General features: G+C 63.1%; 10 protein-coding genes. 4 read left to right on the plus strand and 6 right to left on the minus strand.

Translation table 11 applies throughout. From position 1 onward, the window contains the following. Positions 1-6: 6 nt before the first annotated feature. Positions 7-1,365, minus strand: a complete 1,359-nt coding sequence (locus PspS04_RS07030; RefSeq protein ID WP_095170947.1) for a TolC family outer membrane protein — start codon at positions 1,363-1,365, stop codon at positions 7-9. Positions 1,366-1,946: 581 nt separating this feature from the next. On the opposite strand from PspS04_RS07030, the gene PspS04_RS07035 reads away from it, so the two are divergent. Continuing rightward, a complete protein-coding gene (locus PspS04_RS07035; protein WP_159994324.1) occupies positions 1,947-10,517 on the plus strand; it encodes a retention module-containing protein in 8,571 nt (2,856 codons plus the stop codon). 48 nt (positions 10,518-10,565) lie between these two features. Here PspS04_RS07035 and lapD read toward each other — a convergent pair whose 3' ends face one another. Genes lapD through PspS04_RS07055 form a run of 4 tightly spaced genes read right to left on the minus strand, consistent with a single transcriptional unit; the run spans position 10,566 to position 14,292 of the window. Continuing rightward, positions 10,566-12,506 (minus strand): cyclic di-GMP receptor LapD, encoded by a 1,941-nt coding sequence (lapD, locus tag PspS04_RS07040; protein ID WP_159994326.1) that lies wholly within the window; start codon positions 12,504-12,506, stop codon positions 10,566-10,568. A gap of 26 nt (positions 12,507-12,532) precedes the next feature. Beyond that, positions 12,533-13,240, minus strand: coding sequence for a cysteine protease LapG (gene lapG, locus PspS04_RS07045; RefSeq protein ID WP_095170951.1), 708 nt, complete (start codon positions 13,238-13,240; stop codon positions 12,533-12,535). 58 nt (positions 13,241-13,298) lie between these two features. After that, positions 13,299-13,664 carry a YbaN family protein gene (locus PspS04_RS07050; protein WP_162530221.1) on the minus strand — a complete coding sequence of 122 codons (366 nt, stop codon included), beginning with the start codon at positions 13,662-13,664 and terminating at the stop codon, positions 13,299-13,301. A gap of 40 nt (positions 13,665-13,704) precedes the next feature. Beyond that, complete coding sequence (locus tag PspS04_RS07055) at positions 13,705-14,292, minus strand: UPF0149 family protein (RefSeq protein ID WP_095170955.1); 588 nt, start codon at positions 14,290-14,292, stop codon at positions 13,705-13,707. Positions 14,293-14,593: 301 nt separating this feature from the next. On the opposite strand from PspS04_RS07055, the gene recQ reads away from it, so the two are divergent. Both recQ and PspS04_RS07065 read left to right on the plus strand, forming a co-directional pair. Continuing rightward, the gene (recQ, locus tag PspS04_RS07060) at positions 14,594-16,720 is read left to right on the plus strand and encodes a DNA helicase RecQ (RefSeq protein ID WP_095170957.1); all 2,127 of its coding nucleotides are present in this window, start codon (positions 14,594-14,596) and stop codon (positions 16,718-16,720) included. 118 nt (positions 16,721-16,838) lie between these two features. Then, on the plus strand, positions 16,839-17,273 hold the full coding sequence (locus tag PspS04_RS07065) for a MarR family transcriptional regulator (RefSeq protein WP_095170958.1): 435 nt from the start codon (positions 16,839-16,841) through the stop codon (positions 17,271-17,273). Between the two features lie 22 nt (positions 17,274-17,295). Here the strand turns inward: PspS04_RS07065 and PspS04_RS07070 are convergent, their stop codons facing one another. Further along, entirely contained in the window at positions 17,296-19,485 is a 2,190-nt protein-coding gene (locus PspS04_RS07070) for a patatin-like phospholipase family protein (protein ID WP_159994328.1), read from the minus strand. A gap of 70 nt (positions 19,486-19,555) precedes the next feature. On the opposite strand from PspS04_RS07070, the gene PspS04_RS07075 reads away from it, so the two are divergent. Then, a complete protein-coding gene (locus PspS04_RS07075) occupies positions 19,556-19,840 on the plus strand; it encodes a SelT/SelW/SelH family protein (protein WP_095170962.1) in 285 nt (94 codons plus the stop codon). The last annotated feature ends 2 nt before the right edge of the window (positions 19,841-19,842 follow it).

The raw sequence follows: 19,842 nt of genomic DNA on the forward strand, positions 1-19,842 counted from the left end.
GGTTCGCTAGCGCATCTCTGGCAGACGGGCCTGGCTTTTCACTTCGCTTTGCGCAATCGCCTCGGCCGGCACCACCACCTTGGCTTTGCTCAACAGCTCGCCCATGTTCGCCAGGATCCGGTACATGGAAAACTCCTCGGTGTAGCGCACTTCGGTGTAGCGGCGATTGGCGTTGTACAGCTCGTTTTCACTGTCCAGCAGGTCGAGCAGGGTGCGCTGGCCGAGGCCGAATTGATCCTGGTAGGCGGCGCGCACGCGCATGGTGGTATCGGCGTATTCGCGGGCGGTGGGGGTTTGTTTCTTGGCGTTGACCATGGCGTTCCAGGCCAGGGTGATGTTCTCGTTGAGCATGCGCAGGGCGTTGTTGCGGATGTCCATGGCCTGGTTGATCTTGTGCGCATCCGATTGCAGGCGGGCCTTGTCACTGCCGCCGCGGAACAGGTTGTAGTTCATGATCACACCGACGCGCCACTCGTTGTCGTGGCCCTGGTCTCCCTGGATGTTGTTGTTGGCACCCACCGCCGCCTCTGCATCGAAGCGTGGGTAGAACGGCGACTTGGCGACTTCGTACTGGCTCTCGGCGGAGTTCACGTCGGCCTGGGCGGACTTGAGGTAGGGGTTGTTTTCCATCATTGCCTGACGGGCATCCGGCAGGCTCTGCGGAACCTCGCCGCGAATCGAGGGCAGGCTTTCCAGTTCGTCGGGCATGCGCCCTACGGCGCTGAAGAAGTTGGCTTCGGCATCGGCGAGATCGACCTGGGCGGTGTCCAGGTTGTTTTCCGCCAGGGCGCGACGCGCCTTGGATTGATCGAGGTCGGCATTGCTGCCGACGCCGCGCTCGGTGCGCAGGCCGATCTGGTCGTTGACCCGCAAGTGCGCCTGCAGGTTGTTGGTGGCCAGGGTCACCAGTTCCCGGCGCTTGAGTACTTCCAGGTACACCTCGATGGTGCGCAGGGCCAGGCTCTCGGCGGTGCCGCGGGTGTAGTAGGCCCGGGAGTTGACGATGGCCTGGGTGCGCCCGACTTCGTTGGCGGTGTTGAACCCGTCAAACAGCATTTGCCGCAGGCGCAGCTCCGACTGGGTGTACCAATCGATTTCTGTATGGTGATTGCCCTGCGCGCGGGTGTTGGTGTTGTCGCTGTAGCCACGGCCATAACCGGCGTTCAGGTCGAGTGAAGGATAAAAACCGCCCTTGGCGACTTTTACGTCTTCATCCGCAGACAGGCGATTGTTCTCACTGGCGTGCAGTTCCGGGTGGTTGTCCAGGGTGCTTTGAATCGCCTCGGTCAGCGACATGGCCTGGGCCTGTTGTGCGCAGGCCATGGCGATCAGAATCGCACTGCAGAGCGGGGTAAATACGCGCATGGGGTGCCTCTCCCTGTGACTAATGGTGCTTGACTGTCGCCAATAATTTGGCGTTATTTTCGGCAAAAACCGTATCAAGCATGTAACAACAGAGCTAAGAACATCCTAGGCAGAAGCTAAGAAGGATTTCTCATAACGCATATGTCGAAAAAAACTTATGCGCCTCGAAAAAACCGGCACATTGTTCCCTGCACAAGCCTTGTATTTATGAGCTCTAGGGAGCTTGGCGAGGCTGGAAAAGGTTCCAACACTTTTGCAACATAGGGTGGAGAAGCGCTGGAGGGGATGGAGGCTGAACGGTTTTTAGGCGACAAAATATTGGCATGTTGCCGAAGATCCATCGTCAGCCACCCTCGTAGAACGGCTAGGCGGCGCTGAGTGAATGATTTCATTCAGTTTTGTCCCGCGATCATCAGCCCGCCTGCGTAGGCACGCGAGGCGAGATCCACGTCAGGCAAGGGCTTGCACCTTGAAGTGCGAGTGCTGCCGGGCAGAAGGTCCGTCCCGCAACCCGGCAAGACCCTGCATGCTTTCTCTGCACAACCCAGATGCCGATGGACGTCGGCAGCGGAGGAAGGCTCATGGCAACGCTCATCGCAACCGTCAGCAAGGTCGTAGGTCAGGTGTTCGCTGTAGCGGGTGATGGAACCCGACGCGCCCTGGTCGAAGGGGATCGGCTGTTTGCCGGTGAACAACTGGTGACCGGGGCCGAGGGCGCCGTCGCGGCGCACCTGCAAAACGGCCAGGAACTGACGCTGGGACGGGGCAGCAGCATGCTTCTGAGCCCGCAACTGCTGGCCAATCAACCGGCACATGTCGACTCCGCCGAAGCGCTGACGCCCAGCCAGGCGCAATTGAGCGATGTCGAGCAAGTGCAGCAAGCCATCGCTGCCGGTGCCGACCCGACCCAGGTCGCTGAAGCCACTGCTGCCGGGCCGGGCAGTACAGGGGCGCCCGGAACTGCCGGCGGCGGTCACTCGTTTGTCCTGCTTGAAGAAGTGGCGGGTCGAGTCGACCCGGTCATCGGTTTCCCGACCGCCGGTTTCAACGGCATTCCCGAGTTTGTCCCGGAACGTGTGGCGGGTTCGCCTGAGGACGGTGGCGACGACACGGGCACTGGGCCTTCGGTCAACCCGTTGACCCCCGTTACGCCCATCAACCCCGAATTACCGGTGACCCCGCAGTTGCCGGAGAACCAGCCGGTGACCTTGTCCGGCCTGTCGGTGGCAGGCGGTGAGCTGACCTTGTTTGAAGCCAACCTGGCCAAGGGCTCGGCCAGCAACCCGGGGGCCTTGACCCAGAACGGGACCTTCAGCATTTCCGCGCCGGATGGCTTGCAGAGCCTGAGCATCGGTGGAGTCAGCATCATCAGTGGCGGCGTGGCGGTGGGTTTCCCACAGACGATCACCTCGGCCCTGGGCAACACCCTGACGATCATCGGTTATGACCCGGCCACCGGCGTGGTCAGTTACAGCTACACCCTGGTGGGGAATGAAACCCACTCGGCCGGGGATGGCAGCAACAACCTCAGTGAGCATTTCACCGTGGTCGCCAGCGACGTCAATGGCGATACGGCCAGCAACACCCTGGACATCAACATCACCGACGATGTGCCCCACGCGTTTGACGACGGCAATGGCGTTGCCGCGTCCGAAGCGCATTTGATCCTGACCGGCAACGTACTCGACAACGATGTGCAAGGGGCCGACCGGGTCGTGACTGGGCCGATCACCCCTGGGACCTTCACTGGGACTTACGGCACCCTGGTGCTGGCCGCCGACGGCAGCTATAGCTACACCCTGCACAGCAGTGATCCGGCCTTTCTCGCGCTCAAGGGCGACGTCACCGAGACCTTCAACTACACCCTGACCGACGCTGATGGCGACAGCAGCAGCGCCAACCTGGTGCTCAACGTTCACAACAACGACGACCCAGTATTGATCGACGGCCTCAAGGTCCTGGGCGGGGAACTGACGGTCTATGAAAAAGCCCTCAGCGATGGCTCGACGCCTGGCACCCCGGCACTGACCCAAAGCGGTACCTTCACTGTTACCGCACTGGATGGCGTGCAAAGCTTGAGCGTGGGCGGGATCAACGTGGTGACCGCGGGCGTCACCGCCGGCTTCCCGCAAACCTTCACCACTGCGCTGGGCAACACCCTGACCATCACCGGCTATGACGCGGCGAGCGGGGTGGTGAGCTACAGCTACACCCTCAACGACAACGAAGCTCACCCCACCGCCAACGGCACCAACAGCCTCAGCGAGTCGTTCACCGTCACGGTCACCGACAGCAATGGCACCACTGCCAGCGACTCGCTGGACGTCAACATCGTCGACGACGTGCCGCAGGCCAAGGATGACGGCAACGCCGTGACCGCTACTGAACTGCACACGGTCCTTACCGGCAATGTGCTGGACAACGATGTGCAGGGCGCCGACCGAGTGATCACTGGTCCGGTGACGGCCGGCACGTTGGCAGGCGCCTATGGCCAATTGGTCTTGGCGGCGGACGGTTCCTATACCTACACCGTCGACCCGACCAGCCCGGCATTCCTGGCGCTCAAGGCCGATGCCCACGAGACCTTCACCTACACCCTCACCGACGCGGATGGCGACACTAGCACTGCGACCTTGACCCTGACTGTGCACAACAACGACGACCCAGTATTGATCGACGGCCTCAAGGTCCTGGGCGGGGAGCTGACGGTCTATGAAAAAGCCCTCAGCGACGGCTCGACCCCAGGCACACCGGCACTGACCCAAAGCGGCACCTTTACCGTCACCGCGCTGGACGGCGTACAGACCCTCACCGTGGGCGGGATCAATGTGGTGACCGCGGGCGTCACCGTCGGCTTCCCACAAACCTTCACCACTGCGCTGGGCAACACCCTGACCATCACCGGCTATGACGCGGCGAGCGGGGTGGTGAGCTACAGCTACACCCTCAACGACAACGAAGCTCATCCCACCGCCAACGGCACCAACAGCCTCAGCGAGTCGTTCACCGTCACGGTCACCGACAGCAATGGCACCACCGCCAGCGACTCATTGGACGTCAACATCGTCGACGACGTGCCGCAGGCCAAGGATGACGGCAACGCCGTGACCGCCACGGAACTGCACACGGTCCTCACCGGCAATGTGCTGGACAACGACGTGCAAGGCGCCGACCGAGTGATCACTGGTCCGGTGACGGCTGGCACGTTGGCAGGCGCCTATGGCCAACTGGTGCTGGCGGCGGACGGTTCCTATACCTACACCGTCGACCCGACCAGCCAGGCATTCCTGGCGCTCAAGGCCGATGCCCACGAAACCTTCACCTACACCCTCACCGACGCGGATGGCGACACTAGCACTGCGACCTTGACCCTGACTGTGCACAACAACGACGACCCAGTATTGATCGACGGCCTCAAGGTCCTGGGCGGGGAGCTGACGGTCTATGAAAAAGCCCTCAGCGACGGCTCGACCCCAGGCACACCGGCACTGACCCAAAGCGGCACCTTTACCGTCACCGCGTTGGACGGCGTGCAGACCCTCACCGTGGGCGGGATCAACGTGGTGAGCGGTGGCCTCACCGCCGGCTTCCCGCAAACCTTCACCACTGCGCTGGGCAACACCCTGACCATCACCGGCTATGACGCGGCGAGCGGGGTGGTGAGCTACAGCTACACCCTCAACGACAACGAAGCTCACCCCACCGCCAACGGCACCAACAGCCTCAGCGAGTCGTTCACCGTCACGGTCACCGACAGCAATGGCACCACTGCCAGCGACTCGCTGGACGTCAACATCGTCGACGACGTGCCGCAGGCCAAGGATGACGGCAACGCCGTGACCGCTACTGAACTGCACACGGTCCTTACCGGCAATGTGCTGGACAACGATGTGCAGGGCGCCGACCGAGTGATCACTGGTCCGGTGACGGCCGGCACGTTGGCAGGCGCCTATGGCCAATTGGTCTTGGCGGCGGACGGTTCCTATACCTACACCGTCGACCCGACCAGCCCGGCATTCCTGGCGCTCAAGGCCGATGCCCACGAGACCTTCACCTACACCCTCACCGACGCGGATGGCGACACTAGCACTGCGACCTTGACCCTGACTGTGCACAACAACGACGACCCAGTATTGATCGACGGCCTCAAGGTCCTGGGCGGGGAGCTGACGGTCTATGAAAAAGCCCTCAGCGACGGCTCGACCCCAGGCACACCGGCACTGACCCAAAGCGGCACCTTTACCGTCACCGCGCTGGACGGCGTACAGACCCTCACCGTGGGCGGGATCAATGTGGTGACCGCGGGCGTCACCGTCGGCTTCCCACAAACCTTCACCACTGCGCTGGGCAACACCCTGACCATCACCGGCTATGACGCGGCGAGCGGGGTGGTGAGCTACAGCTACACCCTCAACGACAACGAAGCTCATCCCACCGCCAACGGCACCAACAGCCTCAGCGAGTCGTTCACCGTCACGGTCACCGACAGCAATGGCACCACCGCCAGCGACTCATTGGACGTCAACATCGTCGACGACGTGCCGCAGGCCAAGGATGACGGCAACGCCGTGACCGCCACGGAACTGCACACGGTCCTCACCGGCAATGTGCTGGACAACGACGTGCAAGGCGCCGACCGAGTGATCACTGGTCCGGTGACGGCTGGCACGTTGGCAGGCGCCTATGGCCAACTGGTGCTGGCGGCGGACGGTTCCTATACCTACACCGTCGACCCGACCAGCCAGGCATTCCTGGCGCTCAAGGCCGATGCCCACGAAACCTTCACCTACACCCTCACCGACGCGGATGGCGACACTAGCACTGCGACCTTGACCCTGACTGTGCACAACAACGACGACCCAGTATTGATCGACGGCCTCAAGGTCCTGGGCGGGGAGCTGACGGTCTATGAAAAAGCCCTCAGCGACGGCTCGACCCCAGGCACACCGGCACTGACCCAAAGCGGCACCTTTACCGTCACCGCGTTGGACGGCGTGCAGACCCTCACCGTGGGCGGGATCAACGTGGTGAGCGGTGGCCTCACCGCCGGCTTCCCGCAAACCTTCACCACTGCGCTGGGCAACACCCTGACCATCACCGGCTATGACGCGGCGAGCGGGGTGGTGAGCTACAGCTACACCCTCAACGACAACGAAGCTCACCCCACCGCCAACGGCACCAACAGCCTCAGCGAGTCGTTCACCGTCACGGTCACCGACAGCAATGGCACCACTGCCAGCGACTCGCTGGACGTCAACATCGTCGACGACGTGCCGCAGGCCAAGGATGACGGCAACGCCGTGACCGCTACTGAACTGCACACGGTCCTTACCGGCAATGTGCTGGACAACGATGTGCAGGGCGCCGACCGAGTGATCACTGGTCCGGTGACGGCCGGCACGTTGGCAGGCGCCTATGGCCAATTGGTCTTGGCGGCGGACGGTTCCTATACCTACACCGTCGACCCGACCAGCCCGGCATTCCTGGCGCTCAAGGCCGATGCCCACGAAACCTTCACCTACACCCTGACCGACGCGGATGGCGACACTAGCACTGCGACCTTGACCCTGACTGTGCACAACAACGACGACCCAGTATTGATCGACGGCCTCAATGTCCTGGGCGGGGAGCTGACGGTCTATGAAAAAGCCCTCAGCGACGGCTCGACCCCAGGCACACCGGCACTGACCCAAAGCGGCACTTTCACCGTCACCGCGCTGGACGGCGTGCAGACCCTCACCGTGGGTGGGATCAACGTGGTGACCGCGGGCGTCACCGCCGACTTCCCGCAAACCTTCACCAGCCTGTTGGGCAACACCCTGACCATCACCGGCTATGACGCGGCGAGCGGCGTAGTGAGCTACAGCTATACCCTTAACGACAATGAGGACCACCCGACAGCCAACGGTGCCAACAGCCTCAGCGAACACTTCACGGTGACCGTGACCGACAGCAATGGCACCACCGCCAGCGATACGCTGGACGTCAACATCGTCGATGACCTGCCAACCGCCAGCCCCGATAGCGCCACGGTGGGCGAGGGCGCGACAGTGAACATTTCGGTGCTCGGCAACGACGTCAATGGCGCCGACGGAGCTGCCACGGGCGGCGCGGTGATCGGTGTGCGGGCGGGTGGCAATACGGCCACCTCGGCCCTCGGTGGCCTGGGCGATCAGATCCAGGGTGCCTACGGCTACTTGACGCTGGATGCCGCCGGCAATGCGGTCTACCACAGCACCGCGAACGGGGTCTGCCCGCCCGGGGCAACGGACGTGTTCACTTACACCATCCGCGATGGTGATGGCGACGAAAGCACCACCACGATCACCATCAATGTCACCGACAGCGGGTTGATCGCTTGCGTCGACGCCTGCCTGACGGTCTACGAAAAAGCCCTGGACCTCAGCCAGGACGGCCAGGACCTGGCCCCCGGCCTGGTCATCGGCAGCGACCCGACGTCCACTGGCGAAACCGCCCACGGTTCGTTGGTCGGCTCGGTCAGCGGAGGCAGCGGGACACTCACCTACACCCTGGTGGGCAGCGCCACCGGCACCTATGGGCAAATCCTGCTCAACCCCGATGGCACCTACACCTACACCCTGACTTCGGCTCCGAAAACCGCCGGGGGCAACGACGGGCCGAACATCCTCACCGAAAGCTTCACCTACAAGGTCACCGATGCCCTGGGCAATACCGCCACCAGCAGCGTGGTGGTCAACATCGTCGATGACGTGCCCCGGGCCCAGCACTCCGAGCGTTCGGTTACGGCGGTGGGGATCGACTCCAACCTGCTGCTGGTGATCGATGTGTCCGGCAGCATGGCCGACCACTCCGGTGTCTCGGGGCTGTCGCGCATGGACCTGGCCAAGCAGGCCATCAGCGCCTTGCTCGACAAGTACGATGCCATGGGTGACGTGAAAGTGCAGATCGTCACCTTCAGCAGCAGCGCCACCGAGCAGACTTCGATCTGGGTCGACGTGGCCACCGCCAAATGGATCATTTCCACCCTGCATGCCGACGGCGGGACCAACTACGACGACGCCCTGGCTGCGGCCAAGCTGGCGTTCATCACCGAAGGCAAACTGGCCGGGGCACAAAACGTTGGCTACTTCTTCTCCGACGGTAAACCCAACGAAGGCTGGGAAACCGATCCGTCGGACGAGGCCGCCTGGAAGGCTTTTCTCGAGGCTAACGGGATCAAGAACTATGCGATCGGCCTGGGCGACGGTGTCAGCAGTGGCAACCTCAACCCGCTGGCCTATGACGGCAGCAACCATGTCAACACCAATGCGCAAGTAGTCACTGACCTCAACCAGCTCAACGCGGTGCTGTCCGGCACCGTGGGGGGTGCGCCGATCAGCGGCTTGCTGATGGGTGAGGGCGGTAGTTTTGGCGCCGATGGCGGCTTTATCAAGACCATCATCATCGAGGGCACCACCTACAGCTTCGATCCCACCGGCGACAACCACAAGGGCGCGCTGACGGTGCTCGAAGGCTTCAATCGCGGCACCTTCAACACTCTGGACAACAGCCTGAGCATTGCCACCACCAAGGGCGGCACCCTGGTGATCAACCTCGACACGGGCGAGTTCACCTACACCTCGCAGACCACCACCTCAGTGGTGCTCACCGAGCAGATTGCCTTCACCGCCAGTGACTACGAAGGCGACCTGGCCAGCCGCACCCTGACCATCAACATCCTGCCGAACGCGGCGCCGGTGGCGGTTGATGACCAGGTGATCACCAACGTCCTGTCGAAACACCTTGCGGTACCGGTTGAAGGCTTGCTGGCCAATGACACGGACGCCAATGGCGACCGCCTGAGCGCCACGCCCACCACGTTCAATACGGGCTGGATTGCCAAGGGCGAGGACTTTACCGGCAGCGGCGCGATCAACTTCGCTGGCCACCAGAACAACTTCGGCAACCGGAACCTGGCGGATGTGCGCAGTGCCTTCGCGGCGGACACCGCCGCGATGACCGCACTGCTGGTGATCAGTGGTTACCTGGGCCAGGTCAGCAACGGCAATGCCAACGATGAGGACTTCATCACCGTCACCCTGAAAAAGGGCGAGACCCTCAACCTGGACCACAACCTGGCGGCGGGGCACATCAGTCTGGAGTACTCGCTCAATGGTGGCGGGTTCCTCGGCATCGACAATCACAGCACCCTCAGTGCCGCCGAGGACGGCACCTACCGCATCCACGTGAGCAACCTCAGCAATAGCAGCGGCAGCCACGTCAATGCCGCGGAAAACTATCAGTTGGACCTGACGGTCAACTACGCCGGCGCCCATGAAAGTTCGCCGGACTTTGTCGGTAGCTATACCGCCAGCGACAACCACGGCGGTAGCGACTCGGCCTCCGTCGGCATCTCCTACCAGGCAGGGCATACCCTGACCGGCACCGCCGGCGACGACGTGCTGCTGGCCGGTGGCGGCGACAACCTGCTGAATGCCGGCGACGGCAATGATGTGCTCACCGCCGGCAACGGCAATAACCAGTTGCATGGCGGGGCCGGCAACGACCTGTTGTTCAGTGGCCTGGGCAGCGACCTGCTGGACGGCGGTGATGGCATCGACACCGCCAGCTACGCCCATGCCAGCGCCGGGGTGGTGGTCAACCTGGGCTTGCTCGGGGCGCAGAACACGGGCGGGGCGGGCCTGGATACCCTGACGGGGATCGAAAACCTGATCGGTTCGACGTTCGACGACACCCTGATCGGTAACAGCAACGCCAATACCCTGACCGGCGGCCTGGGCAACAACACCCTGACTGGCGGCGGAGGGGCCGATACCTTCCAGTGGTTACACGGCAACAGCGGGCACGACGTGGTCACCGACTTCACCCTGGGCACCGACAAGCTCGACCTGTCGCAACTGCTGCAAGGTGAAGCCGCCACCGCGTCCTCGCTGGATGACTACCTACACTTCAGCGTCACCGGCAGCGGTGCGTCACTGCTCACCAGCATCGACGTCAAGGCCACGATCGGTGCGCCTTCGACCCAGACCATCGACCTGGCGGGCGTCAACCTGGCCGAGCATTATGGCGTCACGCCGGGGGCCGGCGGGGTGATCGCCAGTGGGCATGATACGGCGACCATCATCAACGGCATGCTCAACGATCATTCGTTGAAGGTCGATACGGTCTGAGCGCAAGCGAGGGTCCAGGAGTGAGCACTCCTGGGCTCTCGATCCCCCTCACAACGGTTGCGGGTGCCCGATCAATCGGCCCATCGCGCCAAACAGCCCTAGTTCCTTGAGCGCTTGCAGTTCGCCTTGGGTCTCGACCCGTTCGGCAATCAGCGGCAGGTCGATGCTGTGGGTGGCGCGGTAGATGGCTTCGATGAACAGGCGCTTGTCGCTTTGCTCATCGATGGCGCGGATGTAGCTGCCGTCGACCTTCAGGTAGGCCAGGCCCAGTTGAGTCAAGTTGCCGATCTGGCTGAAGCTGCCGCCGAAGTGCTGCAGGCCGAGGCGATAACCTGTGTCGCGCAGGCTCAGGCACAACTGGCGCAGGGCGTCGGGCGGTGGCAGTTGGTGTTCGTCGATTTCCAGGGTCAGCAACGGCGCCAGGTCCGGCAGGGCATTGAGGGTGTCCTGGATGATGCGCAACTGTGCGGGGTCGCGCAGGGTGCTGCCGGACAGACTCAGGGCCAGCGGTTGGCGATGTTCGGCGAGGTGTTCGAGGGTGTGTTCGAGCATCGCCAGGTCAAAGCGTGCGGCCCAGCCCAGGCGTTCGATCCAGGGCAGGAAGTGCCCGGCGGCAATGGCTTCGCCTTGCGGGTCGAGCAGGCGTGCGAGGACTTTGTGATGCAACACCTGGCGGGTGTCGGCGCATTGCACCACCGGTTGAAAGTACAGTTGCAGCTTGCCGTGGCTCAGGGCGTCGTCGATCCAGCTGCGCCAGTCGTGCTGGGTCTGGTGCTGCGGGGCGCTGGACTGTGCCAGGTACACCCACGGCCGCTCCGGTTGCAGTTGCGCCTGGGTCAGCGCCTGATCCAGGCGCATCAGCACGCAGTTGGTGCGCTCGCCGGGGACAAAGGGCACCACGCCCAGGTGCGCGACGGGCATGCAATCGCTGGCACCCGTGAGGCGCAGGTTTTCCAGGGTGGCACTGATTTCCCCGGCCAGGCGTGTCGCTTCCTGGCTGTCCAGCCCCGGGGTCAGCAGGCTGAACTCGCCGCCACGGTTGCGCGCGGCCAACCAGGCCCGCCGTTCGGGTGACTGGGTCAGGCGTTTGAGCAGTTGGCCGATGGTGGTGATCAGCGCATCGGTGTGCTGCCCGCCCAGGCGTTGGTTGAGACCGGCCAGGTCATTGATCCGGAACATCAGCAGGTGACCGGCGCTGCTTTGCTCGGTGACCAGCAGGCGCTCGGCCAGTTGTTCGTCGAGCAAGCGTCGGTTGGCCAGCCCGGTGAGGTTGTCCTGGTAGGACTCGGCGCGCAGTTTTTCACTGCGCGCCGCTTCTTCGGCAAACAGGCCCTTGAGTTTCTCGACCATCTGGTTCATCGCCAGCATGACGCGCTTGAGCTCCGGGGTCCTGGGCAGTCTGGCAGTACTGAGGAACTCCCGGTTACTGATGGCCTGCGCCTGGGTCACCAGGGTGTCGAGCGGGCGCAATTGGCGGCGCAGCAGCCAGCCGCCGAACACCGCGCTGAGCAAACCACACAGGAGCAACCAGAGCAGGCTGCCGAGGCTGCTGTCCCAGAGTTTAGCCAGAGCAAACTGCGGGTTGCTCTGCACTTCGACCCGGGCTACCTGTTCCCAGCCGCGCATGATCAGCGCGTCACCGCCCTGGGGGCGCAGGTCGACCAGCCTGACGAACCAGTGGGGCACTCCTTCGGTTGTGGCCGCGCTGCTGCGCTCGACTAGCAGTTGCTCGTCCTCGATGTTGACCACCCGGATACTGGCGAAGTAGCCGCTGTCAAAAATCGAGCTGACCATCAACTCGATCATCGCCGGGTCGTCCACCTGGCTGGTCAGAGACAGGCCGAGCGCCGTGGCGGCGTCCTGGGCGTGGGAGCGCAATTGACCGAGCATCTGCTCGCGCGAGCTCTCCAGGCTGACAAAAAAACTGCCGCTGAAGGCCACCAGCAAGAACAGGCAGATGGCCAGGAACAACTGTTTGAGTAGCGACATAGGACGCTCCTTGTTGATCGGCGATGTTAGCCGTCGCCCACGGCAAAACCTTCGGCCTGCATCTTCTGCAGCACATCCTGCCAGCGTGACAGGCGCTTGGCGTCGCCTTTGCGTTTGCCGCCGTCCGCCCCCGGCATGTACAGGCCTTCGGCATTGAAGGCGTACACCGGCAGCAGGTCCTTGCGGTTCGAGGCGGGGCGGATGTCGCTGATCAGGTTGTCGAGCACCAGCGGGTCGGCGCTGGGGGTGGCGTAGTAGGTCAGCACCATGTGCGCCTGATTGCGGGTCAGGGCCTTGACGTAGGTAATGCGCAGTTTTTCACTGGGCACGCCGAGGTTGCGCAGGCTGAAATATTTGGCCAAAGCGTAGTCTTCGCAGTCGCCGGCACCCTTGACCAGGGATTCGATGGGGGTTGCCCAATAATCGGTCTGGCGCCAGATGCGAGTGTCGTCGCGAAAGCTCAATTGCTGGTTGAAGAAGCGATTGACGGCGGTCAGCTGCTCACGTTCGGGTTGTCGGGTTTCGCCTTGCAGCATCTGGTTCCATGCCTCGATCCGTCCCTGGGCGCTGCCCAGAGGGCCGTAGCGTTGCTCGGCCGTTTGCAGGATCTGGGCGAAATTCCAGTTCGCCCGGACATTGCCTGGCCCTGTCAGCCAAAAAACGCTCAACAGCAGCCATCCGCCGAGCCAAAGTCGGAGCGTTGACCATCCTGGGCGACGCCGACTGCGGGACATGTCTGGCTGCTCAAATGCAGATGGGTGAAGTCTAGGCGATATTTTCCGCGGGGCGGGCTCAGGTCCTGGGCAGGGTTTTCTGGCGCAGGATGTACACCGTCACCAGCACCGCGCTGGTCAGCATGAAGCCGCGAGCCCACGGCAGGGGCACCAGGTAGCACGACAGGCCGATGCTCAACCACATCAGGCCAATGGCGTAGACCTTGCCCTTGAGGGGAATACCATTGCCGTCCAGGTAGTCGCGGATCCAGGGGCCGAGGCGCGGGTGCTGCACCAGCCACTGGTAGAAACGCGGCGAACTGCGGGCAAAACAGGCGGCCGCCAGCAGCAGGAACGGGGTGGTGGGCAGGACAGGCAGGAAGATGCCGATCACTCCCAACGCTACGCTCAACCAGCCGATGGCCAGGAGCACGTAGCGCAGCATCAGGGAGCGGTTGCCTATGGGATCAGCCACAGGCAGGGACTCAGTGGTGACGAGGCTTGAGGATCGCCGGTTTTTCGTCAGGGGCGTTGCACAGCAGGTACAGCGCGGTCAGGGCTTCCGGGATCTGGACGATCATGTCGTCCATCAGGTTGGCGTCGGCGGCGATGTCGGAGAACTCCGGCTGCTCGTCGAACAGACCCGAACCGACCATGATCGGCAGGAGCATTTCGCTGACTTCGTCTTCGGCGGTTTCGAACCAGGCTTCTTCGCGCAGGAACACCCCTTCCATGAAGCCGATGCACCAGCCGCGCAGGTCGGAGTCGTCCGGCTCTTCGCCGAGGTCGAGGTCGCACGGCAGCTCGAATTCTTCATCGGCCGCCAGCTGGCGAGCGATGTGGGCCTTGAGGGCCAGCAAGGTCGCTTCGATTTCTTCGCGCTGGGCGTCGCTGCTGTAGTGCGGTTCTTCGGCGAACAGGGCGTCGATCCATTCGCGGTCCGGCACGGTTTCCGAACAGATCGACAGGGCGGTCAGATAGCCGTGGGCGGCCACGTAGTCCAGCGCCTCGTCATGCAGCTCGTCGGCGTCGAGGAAGGCTTGCAGGCGGGTTAGTTGCTCAGCGAAGGACATTAGGGGGGCTACCTTGGGAATATACGATGAACAATTCTAGGCGTTCTTGAGCGCTCAGGCCAGCCGCGCGGCGGATTTGCCCACAATCGGCAGCTGCTGGATAAGGATACGGGGCGATCAAAGGCGGCTATTCGTCAGTGGTGTCCATTGCCGGGCAGGGCTCGGGTATACTCGCGCGTTTTGCATGCCCTGCAGCTGCCCGCGCACTGCGGACAAATCCGCTAACGGATCTGTCCGTGAACTACTCGGTGTTTTGATCCAGCCTGCATCCAGGGATATTCAGCACCCATCGGAGTTTTCCATGCTCGAACAGGCTCAACGCGTCCTCAAGGACATCTTCGGCTACGACAGTTTCCGTGGCCGCCAGGGTGCCATTATTGAGCGCGTGGCCAGCGGTGGCGACGCCCTGGTCCTGATGCCTACCGGTGGCGGCAAGTCCTTGTGTTTCCAGGTCCCGGCCCTGTTGCGCGAAGGGTTGGCAGTGGTGGTTTCGCCGTTGATCGCCCTGATGGACGATCAAGTCGCCACCCTGGAAGAGCTGGGTGTGGCCGCGGCGTCACTCAACTCCACCTTGAGCGCCGAGCAGCAGCGTGACCTGGCGACGCGGATCAAGCGTGGCGAAGTGAAGATGCTGTACCTGGCGCCAGAGCGCCTGGTCCAGCCGCGGATGCTGGCCTTCCTGCAGAGCCTGGAAATCGCCCTGTTCGCTATCGACGAAGCCCACTGTGTGTCGCAATGGGGCCACGACTTCCGCCGCGAGTACTTGCAGCTGGGCCAGTTGGCCGAGCTGTTCCCCAACGTCCCGCGTATCGCCCTGACGGCCACCGCCGACAAGCGCACCCGCGAAGAAATCGTCGACCGTCTGCATTTGCAGGACGCCGAACGATTCCTGTCGAGCTTCGACCGACCGAACATCTTCTACCGCATCGTCCCCAAGGAGCAGCCACGCAAGCAGTTGCTGGCGTTCCTCGCTGAACGCCGCAGCGATGCCGGCATCGTCTACTGCCTGTCGCGCAAGAAAGTCGACGAAGTGGCGGTGTTCCTCAGTGAGCAGGGCTTCCCGGCGCTGCCGTATCACGCCGGCCTGCCCAACGAAACCCGAGCCCATAACCAGAAGCGCTTCCTCAACGAGGAAGGCCTGATCATGGTCGCGACCGTGGCGTTCGGCATGGGTATCGACAAGCCCAACGTGCGGTTCGTCGCGCACCTGGACTTGCCCAAGTCCCTCGAAGCGTACTACCAGGAAACCGGTCGTGGCGGCCGTGATGGCCTGCCGGCAGATGCCTGGATGGCCTACGGCCTGCAGGACGTGGTGATGCTCAAGCAAATGCTGCAGAACTCCGAGGGCGACGAGCGTCACAAGCGTCTGGAGCAGCACAAGCTCGATGCCATGCTCTCGCTGTGTGAAGAGACTCGCTGCCGCCGGCAGACCCTGCTGGCCTACTTCGACGAAGACATGCCGCAACCCTGCGGCCATTGCGACAACTGCGTCGACGGCGTGCAAACCTGGGACGCCACCGAGCCGGCGCGCCAGGCGCTGTCGGCCATCTACCGGACTGGCCAGCGTTATGGCGTCGGCCATCTGGTGGAGGTGCTGCTGGGCAAGGACAACGAGAAGGTCCGCGGTGCCGGGCATCAACACCTGTCGGTGTTTGGCGTCGGCAAGGGGCGGGCGGAAGGCGAGTGGCGCTCGCTGTTCCGCCAACTGGTGGCCCGTGGCCTGGCCGACATCGACCTCGAAGGCTACGGCGGCCTGCGCCTGAGCGACAGTTGCCGACCGCTGCTCAAGGGCGAAGTGACCCTGGAGCTGCGCCGCGACCTGAAACCGCAAACCACCGCCAAGAGCAGCTCCAGCCATGCCAGCCAACTGGTACGCGGCGAAGAGCGCGAACAGTGGGAAGCCTTGCGCGCCCTGCGGCGCAAACTCGCCGAAGAGCATGGCGTGCCGCCCTATGTCATCTTCCCGGACTCGACCCTGCTGGAAATGCTTCGCAGCCAGCCCGGTACCCTGGCGGAAATGGCCCGGGTCAGCGGGGTCGGTGCCCGCAAGCTCGAGCGTTATGGCGAGGCGTTCCTCGAAGTGCTCGGCGGCCAGGCGGAGGCGCCGAAGGTGGTGGCCGACCTGCGCCACGAACTGATCACCCTGGCACGCGCGGGCATGACCCCGCTGCAGATTGCCGGCCAACTGCAATGTTCGGAGAAAAACGTCTATACCCTGCTGGCGGAAGCCATTGGCAAACAGCAGCTGTCCCTGGAGCAGGCACTGGATCTGCCCGAAGACCTGTTGGGCGAAATCCAGGACGCGTTCCTCGACGGCGAGGGCGAATTGCCGCCGGTGGCAGAGATCGCACCGTTGTTTGTCGGTCGGGTGCCTGAGGGGGTCCTGTACTGCGTCCGGGCGGCCTTGCAGTCGGAATTCGAGATCTGAGCAGCACTTCGCAAGATGTAACGATTCAGTACAGAGTCACCCTTGCTTCGTATCAAGGGTCATGCTTAGCTGACTAATAATTAGTTTCATCCTATTTCAGTCTAATCATGAGTTCTTTATGTCGTTAACCGAACAACACCGTTTTGGCATGCAGTTGGCGCAAATGTCTCGTGGCTGGCGCGCCGAACTGGATCGCCGCCTTGCCGGGCTCGGTCTGTCCCAGGCGCGCTGGTTGGTGCTGCTGCACCTGGCTCGTTTCGAAGACGCGCCGACCCAGCGGGAATTGGCACAAAGCGTGGGTGTTGAAGGTCCCACCCTGGCCCGACTGCTCGACAGCCTGGAAAGCCAGGGGCTGGTGCAACGCCAGGCAGTGGTGGAAGACCGCCGGGCGAAAAAAATTGTCCTGTGTGACACCGCCCGCCCGTTGATCGAACAAATCGAAACCATCGCCAACGCACTGCGCCAGGAACTGTTCGAGGGCGTGGACGAAGCCGAACTGGCATTGTGCATGCGTGTCCACGGGCGCATCCTGGCAAACCTGGAAAAACCCTGAGGCCCGGGGCACACGCTCCTGATTAGAAGGTCTGCCCCAGGTTCATGTAGATCGCCTGTTCGTCATCGTCGTTGAACCCGTAGCTGAAGTTCAGCGGCCCCAGTGGCGTATCAAACCCCAGGAATATGCTGACGGCGTTGATGTAGCCGCTGTCGAACTCGTTGTCGTTGTTCCACGCCCGGCCGCGTTCCAGCGAGCCGCCGGCGTACAGCGGGAAGTCCAGTGGCAGGTAGGCGCGCGGGGTCAGGCGCCGGTAATAGACGGCCCGGGCCAGGCTGACGTTCTGGCCGGAGATCGAGTCCTCGCGAAAGCCCGAGAGTTGCCGCGCACCGCCCAGCAGGAAGCTGGAAGTCACCACATTGGCCTGGTCCAGGGTGCGTCCGTAGCGACCGCCGAGGATGTAGGTGTCCGGGCCGAAGCTCAAGGCCTTGTCCAGTTTGAACTCCCACTGGCGATAGCGCTGGTCCGAGCCCAGTTCCGGCTCGAACTCACGGAATGACAGGCCGATGTCTTCACCCGCGTGGGGGAAGTACACGTTGTCCAGCGAGTCGAACGAGTACTTGAGCTCATAGAACCCTTCATTGAAGCTTTCGCTGGGCAGGTCCTGGTCGCCGATACGCACGTCCGCCTTGCCCCAGGCTTCGCCAACCCCCAGGCGGATCTCGCCACTGTTGCCGATCTGCCGTCCCACGTTCAGGCCAAAGCCGTAGCGCTCCAGGCGGTACTCGGCCACCGGGTCGTTGTCGAGGATGGCGTCGACGTTCTGTGACTCGATCGCCGCATAAGGCGCAATGAAGTAGCGCGAGCCCACGTCCAGGGGTTGATAGAACTCACTGTACAGCTCCTGCTGGTCGCCGATCTGCACCCGGGTCAGCCACTCGGCGCCGAGGCGGTTGATGCCGTTCATGCGGTAACTGGCGCCGATGTTGAAGGCGCTGTCGCCTTCCATGTCGTCGGACAGGTTCAGCCCCAGGCGCAGGTAGTCGGTGCCGGTGCGCTTGCCGCGCGCACGGATCACCAGGGTGTTGTCCGCGCCCTTGTGGACCACCCGGTACTGCACCTGCTCGAAGTAATCCAGGCCATACAGGGTGCCCATGTCGGTCTGCAGCCGGCCCATGTCCAGTGGTTCGCCGATGTGCTGGCGGATGTAGTAGCGGATCACGTCATCGCCGACTTTCGAATCGTTCTCGACCTTGATCGCGGTGATGATCGGGGTGCGCTGACCGGGTGCGCGGGCGGCCGTCAGTTCGGCATCCACCGTTTCAGTGGGGCGCAGGCGGGCCAGGCGGGCATCGAGGATGCGCGTGGCGCGGTAACCGGCGTCGATCATTTCCTGGGCCTTGCCGAAGTCGGTCACGCCGAAGCTGGCCAGGGCCGGCTGGACCAGCACATCATCGGGGTGCAGGGTCGCCAGTTGTTCTTCGGAGTTGCTGCGGGTCATCAGGGTGATCGACTGGTTCAGCACATCGACCACGGTTGTCAGTTGTTTACGGCTGCGCAGCGGGGTGCCGATGTCGACCACGATGGCGATATCGACGCCCATCTCGCGGGCCACGTCCAGCGGGATATTGTCGGTCATGCCGCCGTCCACCAGCAGCCGGCCGTCGAGTTCGACCGGGGCGAACACCGCCGGGATCGACATGCTCGCGCGGATCACCTGGGGCAAGTGGCCCTTGCGGAACACCACCTTTTCGCCGCTGGCGATATCGGTGGCCACGGCGCGGAACGGAATCGGCAGCTTGTCGAAGTCACGGGTATCACTGGCGTGGGCCAGCAGGCTTTCCAGCAGCAGTGCCAGGTTCTGCCCCTGGATCACGCCCAGAGGCAGGCCGAGGCTGCCGTCGTCGCGAAAGCTCAGTTTCTGTTTGACCAGGAAATCGCGGTCGTCCTGTTTGCGTCGAAACGGCACGTCGGCCCGCGGCGGGGCGTCCGACAGCGCCTGTTGCCAGTCAATCCCCAGCGCCAGCTTTTCCAGCTCATCGACCTTGTACCCTGAGGCATACAGCCCACCGATCACTGCGCCCATGCTGGTGCCGGCGATGGCATCAATATGGATACCTTGTTCTTCCAGCGCCTTGAGCACCCCAATGTGGGCCAGCCCGCGGGCAGCGCCGCCGGACAGGACCAGGCCGATTTTCGGTCGTGGGTTTTCAGCCGCCACGACGCACAAGGGCAGTAAACACAGAAGCAGGCAGGACAGCAGGCGGCGCATCGGGTATCTCGGGTGAGCGGTAAAGGCGGCTATTATAGCGACGCCATCGAACTCAGGAGTCTCGCAAACCATGTCTGCCCGTAAACCGGAAGTGGTCATCACCTATTGCACGCAATGCCAATGGCTGCTGCGCGCCGCCTGGCTGGCTCAGGAACTGCTCAGCACCTTCAGTGACGAGCTGGGCAAAGTGTCGTTGGTGCCCGGCACCGGCGGGGTGTTCCAGATTACCTGTGACGACGTGCAGATCTGGGAGCGCAAGGCTGACGGCGGTTTCCCCGAAGCCAAGGTGCTCAAGCAGCGGCTGCGCGACCAGATCGATCCGCAGCGCGACCTGGGCCACAACGATCGCAGTTGAGC

Source organism: Pseudomonas sp. S04 (assembly GCF_009834545.1).
GTDB lineage: Bacteria > Pseudomonadota > Gammaproteobacteria > Pseudomonadales > Pseudomonadaceae > Aquipseudomonas.